Here is an 11337-nt window from a genome sequence, read left to right on the forward strand (position 1 = left end):
TGCCGGGCCTCAGTCACATATGCTTCCTGCCGATACGGCCGTGGGTCTCCCGTGCCGTCCGTCGGAGGGGGTGGAGGAGTGTGACCGAGTCGCCGTTGGACACCTCTGCGCGTGTGAAGCAGCCCAGCGTGATCCCGGAGCAGCAGAGGGTGCTGACCTCCGCCGACGCGTCCGTCTGGGACGTCGACGCCGCACTGCTCCTGGTCGAGGACGACTCCGGGGACGCGCTCCTCGTCGAGGAGATGCTCACCGACAGCGAGCTGGACGCCCCGCTCACGTGGTGCAAGACGATGGCGGAGGCGCGGCGGTTCCTGCTCGGCTGCCGCACGCCGGTCTGTGTGCTGCTGGATCTGCACCTGCCCGATGTGAACGGCCTCGACGCCGTACGCCAGCTCGTCGAGTCCGCCCCTGACGCGGCCGTCATCGTGCTGACGGGTCTGGACGAGTCGGAGACCGGGCTGTCCGCGGTGGCCCAGGGCGCCCAGGACTACCTCGTCAAGGGCAGGATCGATCCCGAGGTGCTGGGCCGCGCCGTCCGCTACGCCCTCCAGCGCAAGCACGCCGAACGCTCGGCCGCCGCGATGCGGACCAGTCGCCTGATCGCCCAGGAGAACGCCCGTCTGGAGCGCGCGCTGCTGCCGATTCCGCTGCTCCTGGACGACAGCTTCGAGGTGGCCGCGCGCTACGAGGCCGGCCGCGCGCACGGACTTCTGAGCGGCGACTTCTACGACGTGGTGCAGACCGCCGACGGCGCGGTGCACGCGGTGATCGGCGATGTGTCGGGGCATGGGGCCGCGGAGGCGGCTCTGGGGGTCTGTCTGCGGGTCGCCTGGCGGACAGCCGTACTGACCGGTGTCAGTCAGCTGGAGACGATCGGTCTCCTGGAGGAGATACTCGTCGCCGAACGGTCGGATCCCCATGTGTTCGCCACCGTGACCACACTCGTCTTCCCACCGGGCAGGGACAGGGTTCTCGTCGTGCGGGCCGGGCACCCCGGGCTGCTGCTGCGGCGAGGGACGGAGGTCGACTGGTCGGAGCCCGAAGCGGGCATGGCCCTCGGGTTGTTGCCCGGTGCCGGCCGCTGGACGATCACGGAGCTGGAGCTCCTCCCCGGGAGCGAGCTCGTCCTGTTCACCGACGGCCTCTTCGAGGGACGTACGGGCCCCAGCTCCCGGCTGGGCGAGGAGGGTCTGCTGGCCATGGCCGGCAAGTACGGCGCGCTGGGGCCCCGCGCTTTCGTCGACGCACTGGTGGCGGAGGCCACCGAGAGCGCCTCTCCCTACGGCGGCCTGGCCGATGACGTGGCCGTCCTGCACCTCGGCTGGAAGGCGGCCTCATGAACACCACGGCACAAGCGGCAGGCGGCCCCGGCCGGATAGCCCGGCTGTCGGTCCAGAACTGGGTCCATCTGATTCTCGCCGGCTTCGTGCTGGTGGTCTGCGGTTGCCTCGTCGTGGGCGGGATCGTCCTCTCCCGCATCTCGGACCGGACCATGGACCTGGTGGACCGCATCCAGCCCGCCCGCTCCGCCTCGTTCCAGCTGCAGAACGCGCTCCTCGACCAGGAGACCGGGGTACGTGGTTTCGCCCTCACCGGCGACACCACCTTCCTGGAGCCCTACGAGAGCGGCATGCGCGCCGAGCGGCAGCATCTGGCCCGGGTGCGCTCGCTGACCGGGAACGAGCAGCCGTACGTCGAGGATCTGGGCCGGATCCAGAAGGCCGCCCAGCAGTGGCGGACCCAGCGGGCCGAGCCACTGATCGCCGCCGTCCGGGCGAGCGGGCCCACCGGTGCGTCCTCTGCCCCGATCATGCGGAGCAAGGCGGAGTTCGACGCCCTGCGTCTGCTCTACACCGTCCAGCAGAGCCATCTCGACGACGCACGTGACCACGCCCGCGCCGAGCTCGATGACGCCCGCGTCACGCGCGACCGCGTACTCATCGCCCTGGTGATCGGTTTCGTGCTCGCGGTCGTGTCGCTCAGCATGCTGCTGCAGCGCATGGTGGGCCGGCCGCTGGGCGCGCTGACCGCGGCCTCGAACAAGGTCAGGTCGGGCGCCTTCACCGGCAGGATCGACGTCCGGGGCCCCTCCGACGTGAGGGCGGTGGCCGCGGCGGCCGAGGACATGCGCCGGCGCCTGGTCGCCGAGCTGGCCGAGTCCCAGGAGCGGGAGACCCTGCTGGCCGAGCAGACCACGGAGCTGCGCCGGTCCAACTCCGAGCTGGAACAGTTCGCCTACGTCGCCTCGCACGACCTCCAGGAACCGCTCCGGAAGGTGGCCTCCTTCTGCCAGCTGCTGGACAAGCGCTACAGCTCGGAGCTGGACGAACGCGGCCGGCAGTACATCGACTTCGCGGTCGACGGCGCCAAGCGGATGCAGGTGCTCATCAACGACCTGCTGACCTTCTCCCGGGTGGGACGGGTGCAGCAGAGCTGGAAACCGGTCGACCTCGACGCGGCCCTGGACCGGGCCCTGTCCAACCTCACCCTGGCCGTCGAGGAGTCCGGAGCCGTCGTCGTACGCGAGGATCCCCTGCCGGAGCTGCTCGGTGACTCGACCTCGCTCACCATGGTGTGGCAGAACCTCCTCGGGAACGCGGTCAAGTTCCGCCGGACCGATGTGCCGTGCCGGATCACCGTAGGGTGTGTCCGGGAGGGCGGCGACTGGCATCTGACGGTCGCCGACAACGGCATCGGGATCGCGCCGGAATTCGCCGACAAGGTCTTCGTCATCTTCCAGCGCCTGCACGCCCGCGACGAGTACGAGGGAACCGGGATCGGGCTCTCCCTCTGCCGCAAGATCATCGAATTCCACGGTGGCCGGATCTGGCTGGACCCGAAGCCGGCCGAGGGCACACTGATTCACTTCACCCTGCCCGTCCTTCCTGAAGCACCCACGCACACCACGGCGGAGCTGCTCGCCCCCGCCCCGCTCACCCCCAGGTCGGGAGACACCCCGTGAACGACGCCGTCAAGCCCATCGAGGTCCTGCTGGTCGAGGACGACCCCGGCGACGAGCTGATGACCCGCGAGGCCTTCGAGGACAACAAGATCCAGAACACCCTCCACGTGGTGCGCGACGGGCAGGAGGCGCTCGACTTCCTCTACCGCCAGGGCGAGTACGCGGATGCGCCGCGCCCGGACCTGGTTCTTCTCGACCTGAACCTGCCGAGGTACGACGGCCGGCAGGTGCTCGAGCGGATCAAGACCGACCCGGAACTGGCGCTCATCCCGGTGGTGGTCCTCACCACGTCCTCGGCCGAGGAGGACATCCTGCGCAGTTACAAGCTGCACGCCAACGCCTACGTCACCAAGCCGGTCGACCTGGAGCAGTTCATCGGGGCCGTGCGCCAGATCGACGACTTCTTCGTCAGCGTGGTCCGGCTGCCTCCGCGTGCGTAAGATCTGGAGGGATCCCCCCGAGTGGGATCTCTCGGCGCGGGTAGACGAACGGCGAGAAGAGGTCGACGACCTCCCCTGCGGCGCCCTGGCTGGAGCACATGAACGAACAGGCAACCTCACGGCCGGACGACCCCTTCTCAGGGTCCCCGTCCTCTGAGGTTCTGCTCACCGCCGAGGTGTTCGACGGCGAGCCCGGGTGCATCGCGCAGGCCCGCGCGCTCGCCGACCGCTTTCTGGCGCGGCTCGTGGCTGAGTGGCTCGCGGTGCTCGGTGAGCACACCCGCAGCGATCTGATGCTGGCGGTGAGCGAGCTCATCACCAATGCGGACCGCTACAGTCACGGTCCGTATCTCCTGGAGCTCGAGGGCGACGCGCGCCGCATCAGCGTCACGGTGTACGACAGCAGCACGGCACTTCCGGTGCTCTACTCCCCCGACCCGGCCCGTCTCGGCGGTCACGGCATGGAGATCGTCGTCGCCCTCTGCGACCGGGTCACGGCCGAGCGCGTGCCCGTGGGCAAACGCATCCGGGCCGAGTTCATGCTCAGCACCTGAACGACCGCGGTGTCCGCCCACGGCCTGTGGGACACGCTTCCGGGCACGCCTGTGCGAAGGAAGCCGGAGCGGGGTCGCCTCCCGACGAACTTCTGAGCCCTCGGGCGAGGAGGACTACCGTCGAGAGTAGGACCCAGGAGTGATGGACGTACTACCGGAGCAGTACGCCGAATCGCCGCCTCAGGGACGACGACGTGGCGGCTCCGACGGGACATCGTGGTGTACATGAGTTCCCTCGCGCTTTCCGTGCTGTTGTCGCTGGTCTCCGCAATCGCCTATGCGGCCGGCGCGATCGTTCAGGAGCGCGTGGCCGCGGCCGGTGACAGCCGCCCGTACGCACCGCTGCGCAACGGCGCCTGGTGGGTGGCGGTGGCGCTCAACGGGGTGGGAGCGGTGTTGCACGTAGTGGCGCTGGCCTACGGGCCGCTCAGCCTCGTACAGCCCCTCGGGGCCCTGACGATCGTCTTCGCCCTGCCGATGGCAGCGGTCTTCGTCCGCCGCCGGGCGGGGCGGACGGCGTGGCGCGGCGCCGTGATGGCCACGGTCGGCCTTGCCGGGCTGCTGGCGCTCACAGGGAGCGCGGGATCCCACACGCTGGCCGGACCGGAGCAGATGATGCTTGCGACCGGGACCTTCGGTGCCGTGGTCGTCCTGCTGGTCCTCGCCAGGGGACTGCACCGGCCGATGCTGCGCAGCGTGGTGCTGGCCACCGGCGCCGGCGTCGCCTTCGGCATGGCGTCGGTGTTCACGAAGATCGTTGCGGTGGAGTGGACCTCCGGCTCGGTGACTTCCGGGCTGCCGACCCTCCTGGTGATCGCGGGGCTCGCATCCGCGGGGCTTCTGCTCTCCCAGGCCGCCTACCGGGGCGCGGGGCTGACGGCGCCCCTCGCGACGGTCACCGTGGTCAACCCGGTTCTGGCGGCCGCCGTGGGCATCACCATGTTCGGGGAGCAGTTCCGCTACGGCATGACCGGCACCGTGCTCGCTCTCTGCTGCGGTGCGCTGGCCGCGGCCGGCCTGGTGCTGCTGACCACGGAGCGGGTGGGCGCCCAGCCACGTACACCGGAGCGGACGGCACCCCGGGAGCGCACGGCGGAGAGCGAGGCCTCCACCGCGGCCGAGGCCTCTGGCGCACCTCACAGCGTGGTACTGCCCGAGCCGTCGAAGCCCGCTCTTCCCCAGGGGGCGGCGGTACTGCCGGACCCTTTTCCGGGGCCCACCGCACTCTCCCTTCCGCTCACCCTGCCGCTGGACCACAGCGGCGGGCGCGTCGAGTTCGGTGGCAGGCGGCCTGCTGCCGGCCAGGCTCGCCGGAGTGACTTAGAGGGCGGGGCGGGGACCGTTCACACGCTGACGCCGCCGGCCCTGAGGTAGGCGAGGGGATCGATGTCGGATCCGTAGCCGGGGCCGGTACGGATCTCGAAGTGCAGGTGCGGGCCGCTGCTGTTACCGGTGGATCCCGAGCGTGCGATCCGCTGACCGCTGCCGACCTGCTGGCCCTCGCGCACGTGGAGCGAGGAGAGGTGGGCGTACTGGCTGTACCTTCCGTCGTCGTGCCGGATGACGACCTCGTAGCCGTACGCGCCTGCCCATCCGGCCGAGACGACCTTGCCGGACGCCACGGCCTTGACGGAGGTGCCGGTGGGTACCGGGAAGTCGACGCCCGTGTGGTAGCCGCTGGACCAGGATCCGGCCTGGTGGTAGGGAGTTCCGGTGCGGGCCGCCACGGGGGCGGTGAGGCCGGACCGCGGCTTGGCCGTCTTCTTCTCGGCGGCGGGCTTCGCCGTCTTCTTCTCGGCCGCGGGCTTCGCCGTCCTCTTCTCGGCGGCAGGCTTGGCCGCCTGCTCGCGAGCGGCCGGCTTCGTCTTCTCCGTGGCCTTCGGGGTGGCGGTCCTGGGGGCAGCCTTCTCCGTGTCCTTCGGGGTGGCGGTCCTGGGAGCAGCCTTCTCCGTGGCCTTGGGTGCGGCGGTCCTGGGGGCCGCCGACTTCTGCTTCGGGGCCGTCGGCGGCGTCCCGGCCACGTCGAGGGTCAGCTTCTGTCCGGGAAGAATGAGGTCGGGGTCGGAGCCCACCACGGCACGGTTGGCCGTGTACAGCTGCTGCCAGCCGCCCTGCACGCGCTCGGACGAGGCGATGCCGGAGAGGGAGTCGCCGCGCGCGACGGTGTACGACTCGCGCTGACCGGGAACGGCCGTCGGTGAGGCCTTCGCCGCCCCGGCGTCGTCCGTCTTCCTCTGTGAAGGTCCGGGCGTCTTCCTCTGTGAAGGGCCGGACTGCGACGCCTTGTCCTGCTCGGTCTGCGCCGCCACCTGCCGCTCAGGCTTCGGGGCGAGGTCGGGCGCGTCCCCGCCCTGCTTCAGGCCGGCCCGAACGGAACACGTCGGCCAGGCGCCCGGGCCCTGCCCGTCCAGCACCTTCTCGGCCACGGCTATCTGCTGGTCCTTGGTAGCCAGATCGGCCCGTGCGGCGTAGGCCGTGCCACCGTAGGCCGCCCAGGTAGACCGGGTGAACTGCAGGCCCCCGTAGTGGCCGTTGCCCGTGTTGATGTTCCAGTCGCCGGTCGACTCGCAGGCGGCGACCTTCTCCCACACATCGGTCGAGGCAGCCCCTGCCGAGCCGGCAGTGAGAAGCGGGAGCGCGATGCCCGCGCCTCCCGCCGTCACCGCGAGCGATGCGCGGTTGATCCGGCTGGGCTGGTATCTACGGTGCCGTCCGGTCGCGGCCATGATCGGGCTCCCCCACTGTAGGACACGTCGCAAGCGGCCAACTTATGGGCATACTACGGGTGGTGACAAGTGAACATTTGGCGCCAGCCGCCCACGCGCCCCGGCGCACGACCCCCCTGGGGACGAGGCCTGCGCCCCGGCCCGAGCGCTTCGCCGGCATCGGGAGAGCGCTCTATCCCCCGTCCCGTCGGTGCTGTGAATGCGGTTGCGAAGGATGCTCTGCGGCCGGTCGGCGCGGCCCCCGCACTGGAGGACGTGGCACGAGCCGCCGGTGTCTCGCGCGCGAAGGTCTCGTGAGTGATCAACGGGGTGCGCAACGTCGACCCGGCGATCCAGGAGCCGGACTGCCCGCCGTGCTGTACGCGCGCCCCGCCCTGCCCGTACGGATCAGCTACGTCGATCTGGACCCACCGCGAGGGTGCCCGGCTGGCCGCCGGGCCCCTGCTGGCGCGCAGCCGGCGGCAGATCGTCACCATCAGTGGACCGCTGGACATACCCGCGGGCCAGGAGAGGCTGGCGGGTTTCCAGGACGCGCCGGCGCAGCACGGTCTGACCGGTCCCCCGGTCGCCGAGGGGCAGTTCACCCAGGAGAGCGGCGAGGCCGCCATGAAGCGCCTCCTGTCCGAACACCCGGACCTGGACGGGGTGTTCGCGGCGGATGACCTGATGGCGACAGGGGCCTGCCATGTGCTGCGGGAACACGGCAGGCGCGTCCCCGAGGACGTGGCCGTGACCGGCTTCGACGACAGTGGCGCCGCCTCGGCCTTGTCGGCCGCCGCTCACCCCGGTGCGGCAGCCGGTGGAGGACATGGCCGCGGAGATGGCCGCACTGCTGCTGGGCCGCTTGCCGTGCCGGACCGGCCAGTTAGGTCGGTGATCCTCGAACCGGAGCTGGTGGTACGCGATTCCACCTGAGGGGTCGGCTCCGTAGACCCGTCGGGCGTCGACCGAGGGTACTGGCATCCGCTGAGGCACCGGGGCGGCGAGGACGGAGAGGACAGGCGCAGTTGAGGGTGAGCGCCGCCGGTCGGCAGAGGACGCGGATCAGCCCCTGGCGGGACGCGGTGAGGGTGTTCGGCCGCAACGGGCCCACCACCGGCAACAGCGCCTTCATGAACCTGGCCGCCCAGGTCGCGAGCAACGGAGTGCTCGGTGGTCATGTCCTCGTGAGCCCGGGAACCCTTGAGTACCGGGCCGACGACCGCCGGGTCGGCCGTGGCACGCACGACGAAGGATTCGTAGGTGAGGGGGCCCGCGTCAGGCGGGGCGCCCGCACCGTCTGCGCCGGCACTCGGTCACCGCCCGGAAGGCCGACGCACGAACGGAGCGTCCCTCCTGGGCGGCAGCGGCATGGGCACGGGACGAGGGGCGCCGCGCACCAGGGAGGGCGGCGGAAGGTCCGTCCCGGGAGCCAGGCCACGCGAGGGGCCCTTCTCCGGATGACGGCGCGGGCCCCCGGCCGGGTGGCCCCACCTGCGGGCGTCCAGGACATCGGGTCCGTTCGGCACACCGCCGGAGGGCGCTCAGACGTGGGAGGCCGGGCGCTTATGCTCACCGTATGGAGCAGAGTGAAGTCCTCAAGCGAGTGATCGGCATTCTCACGGAGGCGGGCGAGATGCAGCGCCATGCCGAGGAGGACACGGACGGCGGCGACCCGGATGCGGGCGGGAACATGGTGACGACCCTTCTCAACGAGACGATGCCGCACATCGCCATCCCCTCCGACGCCACCGTCGAGGAAATGGCCGCCCTGGTGGGGCGCGAGGTCGGCGGCGCCGTCGAGCAGTTGGTCGGAGCCTTCACTCTGGCCTTCATCGCGCTGGCGCAGATCCACGACTCCGGGCAGGAGGACGTGACCTCTGCCGATGTGCTGCAGGATCTGGCGCTGCGGGCAGAGGAGCTGAGCTCCGGGGACGAGGGCCCGGAGGGGCCTCTCTAGCCAAGCCTGTCCGGCGAATCACGAGATCCGGAACGCCCGCCGGTAGGCGCCCGGCGTCGTGCCCACCTGGTCGCGGAAGCGGCGGCGCAGGTTGACCGCCGAGGTGAGACCGACGCGAGCCGCGATCGCCTCGACCGGCAGGTCCGTCTCTTCCAGCAGGGCGCGCGCCGCGGCCACACGGCGGGAGAGCAACCACGTACCCGGGCTCGTACCGAGGCGGTCGGCGAAGCGCCGGGCCAGGGTGCGGGGCGAAACACCGAGGTGAGCGGCCAGGTCGTCCACCGACAACGGCTTCTCCAACCGTTCGACGGCCCACTCGAGCAGGCCGTCGAGCACGTCCCCCGGTGGGGTGGGCGTCGCGTACTGGCGCCGGCCGCTCTCGCGGTGCGGCGGCAGCACCATGTGGCGCGCGACCAGGGCGGCGTGGGTGGCCCCGTGGTCCTGTCCGACGAGGTGCAGACACAGGTCGATCCCCGCGCCCGCGCCCGCGCTGGTGGCGACGTCGCCGTGATCCACGTAGAGCCGGTCCGGCTCCACGCGCACCCGGGGGAACTCCCGCCGCAGCTGCTCGGCACGTGCCCAGTGCGTGGTGGCGGAGCGGCCGTCCAGCAGCCCTGTTCGGGCCAGCGCGAACACCCCGGAGCAGATCGTGACCAGCCGCGCCCCACGCGTGTGCGCCGCCAGTAACGCGCGGCACACACCATCGGAGAGCGGCTCCTCCACCGGCAGCCATCCGGGGATGATCACGGTGTCCGCGGAATCGAGCGCGGCCAGGCCCTGGGACACGTGGATCGCGTACCCGGCCGTGGTCTGCACTCGACCGGGCGTCTCCGTGCACACCTCGAACTCGTAGTGCTGCGGCACCCGGGCCCGCTCTGTGCCGAACACCTCGACGGCGCAGCCGAGTTCGAAGGTCGACTGCACCGGCCGTACCAGGGCCACCACGCGATGCACGGCAGAAAAGTACCTCATGGTGTCGTCCCGGACTCTGTCCGGCTGTACCCCGGGCAAGGCACGGTAAGAAACATGCATTCCGAGATCCTTGCCCAGGAGGGCTACGTCTCCGTCTCCGCCGACGCGTCCCCGGTCCGCGAACTCTTTCCCGGAATCCGGCTACGCCCCTTGTGGAAGGGGCCGACCGGCGCGCACGCCAACGTGCTGGAGATGGACCCGGGCACCTCCTGGCCGCACCGCGACGTCCACGAACCCGGTCCCGAAGAGGTGTACGTCGCCACCGGCACCTTCAACGACGGAGCACGCGACTACCCGGCCGGAACCTTCTTGCACGCCCCGGCCGGGTCATGGCACGTGCCCTCGACCACTAGCGGCTGCACGCTGTTCCTCTTCTATCCGGAGGGCTGGCCAGGTGGTGTCCGACTGCGGTGCGCGCACCCGGAGCGGCCCGCCACGGGCCGAGGTCTGCCGCGGCAGGGGGCCACCCTGCTGCCGCGGCAGACCGGTCGCGTTTCCGCCGGGGCCGACAGGCCCCGGCGGGTCATCCGTCAGGCCGTGTGGAGGGTCAGCCCGTAGCGGTTGAGGATCTCGTTGACGGGCTGGTGCCAGGTTTGACCGCCGCCGCTGCAGTTGCCCCAGCCGCCCGACGTGACGCCCTGGGCCTGGTCGCCGCTGATGAACGAGCCACCGGAGTCGCCCGGTTCGGCGCAGACACTGGTCTTGGTCATCTGGTGGACGGCGCCCTGGCTGTAGTTCACGGTCTCGTTCTTGGCGAGGACGTTGCCGCAGTGCCAGTGGGTGGTGGAACCGGAGCGGCAGACCGAGGCACCGATCGGGGCCTCGTTGGAGCCGCGGACCAGCTGGTCGGAGACCGTGCCCCAGCCAAGGACCACCGGGACGGTCCACCAGCCACTGCCCACGTTCACCCAGGCGTAGTCGTTGCCGGGGAAGGACGAGCCCTGGAAGTTGCCGATGGCCGAACCGTCCCAGCCCCGCACCGCTCCGCCGGCCTGGCCGCAGTGGCCTGCCGTGACGAAGCCGCCGTGCACCGAGAAGCCTATGGAGCAGCGGACGTTGCCGGTGTAGTACGGGTCGCCGCCGACCGTGCCCGCGGCGAAGGTCTTCGGCGCCTCGGCGGTCTGCTTCACCGTGACGGGGCCGGCCTTGCGCGCCTTCGCGACGAACGCGCGGACATCGTTGTCACCCTGTTCGGAGGCGACGACGTTCACCACGACGCTGTTCGCCCGGGGGTCGACGTGCCAGCTGCTGACCCCGTCAGGGGCGGAGAGGGCGTCCAGCTTGCTCTTGACGGCGTCGAGCTCGCGCGCCGTGTGGGCGACCACGCGGGTCTGCGCACCGGTTGCGCGGACGGCCCCGGCCTTGGCGCTGTCCGTGACGGCCACCGTCAGCTTGCCGCTGCCCTCGTCGAACCAGGAGCCGCCGAACGAGGCCCCGGCCGCGCTGTGCGCCTTTCCCTGCAGTGCTGTTGCCCTCTTCTCCGCGGTGAGCCGCGCCTCTGCCTGGCTCTTCGTCAGTCCGAGGTCGCGCTGCATGGCCGTGATGATCCCGGCGGACGCCTGAGGTTCGGCGGAGGAGGGGGAGTCGGCGGCTGAGGCCTGGGTGAGCCCGGCGGTCGCCCAGGTACCGATGATGAGCAGTGCGGAGAGACCGGTCCGCACCATCGTCGTATGTCTCAAGGGATTGCCCCTTCTGTTGTTCCAGCATCGTGGGGGTGGAACAGGAAGCGTCCGAGAGCCGTCTG

General features: G+C 71.0%; 10 protein-coding genes and 1 pseudogene. 8 read left to right on the top strand and 3 right to left on the bottom strand.

Features of this window, described 5'->3' with window-relative positions; translation table 11 throughout:
* Positions 1–80: 80 nt before the first annotated feature.
* From OO67_RS22440 to OO67_RS22460, 5 genes are all read left to right on the top strand, one after another.
* The gene (locus OO67_RS22440) at positions 81–1340 is read left to right on the top strand and encodes a PP2C family protein-serine/threonine phosphatase (RefSeq protein WP_033302927.1); all 1260 of its coding nucleotides are present in this window, start codon (positions 81–83) and stop codon (positions 1338–1340) included.
* Positions 1337–2962, top strand: a complete 1626-nt coding sequence (locus OO67_RS22445) for a sensor histidine kinase (RefSeq protein ID WP_033302929.1) — start codon at positions 1337–1339, stop codon at positions 2960–2962. Before OO67_RS22440 ends, OO67_RS22445 begins: the two co-directional genes overlap by 4 nt.
* Positions 2959–3402, top strand: coding sequence for a response regulator (locus OO67_RS22450; RefSeq protein ID WP_033302931.1), 444 nt, complete (start codon positions 2959–2961; stop codon positions 3400–3402). Before OO67_RS22445 ends, OO67_RS22450 begins: the two co-directional genes overlap by 4 nt.
* A 98-nt stretch (positions 3403–3500) precedes the next feature.
* Positions 3501–3956: an ATP-binding protein gene (locus tag OO67_RS22455; RefSeq protein ID WP_033302932.1), complete on the top strand. Its 456-nt coding sequence runs from the start codon at positions 3501–3503 to the stop codon at positions 3954–3956.
* Positions 3957–4181: 225 nt separating this feature from the next.
* Positions 4182–5330 (top strand): DMT family transporter, encoded by a 1149-nt coding sequence (locus tag OO67_RS22460; protein WP_208861065.1) that lies wholly within the window; start codon positions 4182–4184, stop codon positions 5328–5330.
* Here the strand turns inward: OO67_RS22460 and OO67_RS22465 are convergent.
* On the bottom strand, positions 5300–6682 hold the full coding sequence (locus OO67_RS22465) for a transglycosylase family protein (protein WP_033302934.1): 1383 nt from the start codon (positions 6680–6682) through the stop codon (positions 5300–5302). The two genes, OO67_RS22460 and OO67_RS22465, sit on opposite strands and share 31 nt — an antisense overlap.
* 297 nt (positions 6683–6979) lie before the next feature.
* Between OO67_RS22465 and OO67_RS22470 the strand changes: the two genes are divergently transcribed.
* Positions 6980–7597, top strand: coding sequence for a substrate-binding domain-containing protein (locus OO67_RS22470; RefSeq protein ID WP_244300290.1), 618 nt, complete (start codon positions 6980–6982; stop codon positions 7595–7597).
* 643 nt (positions 7598–8240) lie between these two features.
* Positions 8241–8621, top strand: a complete 381-nt coding sequence (locus OO67_RS22475) for a hypothetical protein (RefSeq protein ID WP_033302936.1) — start codon at positions 8241–8243, stop codon at positions 8619–8621.
* 18 nt (positions 8622–8639) lie between these two features.
* On the opposite strand, the gene OO67_RS22480 is transcribed toward OO67_RS22475, so the two are convergent.
* A complete protein-coding gene (locus OO67_RS22480) occupies positions 8640–9593 on the bottom strand; it encodes a GlxA family transcriptional regulator (protein ID WP_244300291.1) in 954 nt (317 codons plus the stop codon).
* 54 nt (positions 9594–9647) lie between these two features.
* Between OO67_RS22480 and OO67_RS22485 the strand changes: the two are divergent.
* A pseudogene (locus OO67_RS22485) lies at positions 9648–9980 on the top strand (cupin domain-containing protein); the annotation flags it as partial.
* Positions 9981–10123: 143 nt separating this feature from the next.
* Here OO67_RS22485 and OO67_RS22490 read toward each other — a convergent pair.
* Positions 10124–11257 carry a S1 family peptidase gene (locus OO67_RS22490; protein WP_033302940.1) on the bottom strand — a complete coding sequence of 378 codons (1134 nt, stop codon included), beginning with the start codon at positions 11255–11257 and terminating at the stop codon, positions 10124–10126.
* Between the last annotated feature and the right edge of the window lie 80 nt (positions 11258–11337).

The organism is Streptomyces atroolivaceus (assembly GCF_000717025.1).
GTDB lineage: Bacteria > Actinomycetota > Actinomycetes > Streptomycetales > Streptomycetaceae > Streptomyces > Streptomyces atroolivaceus.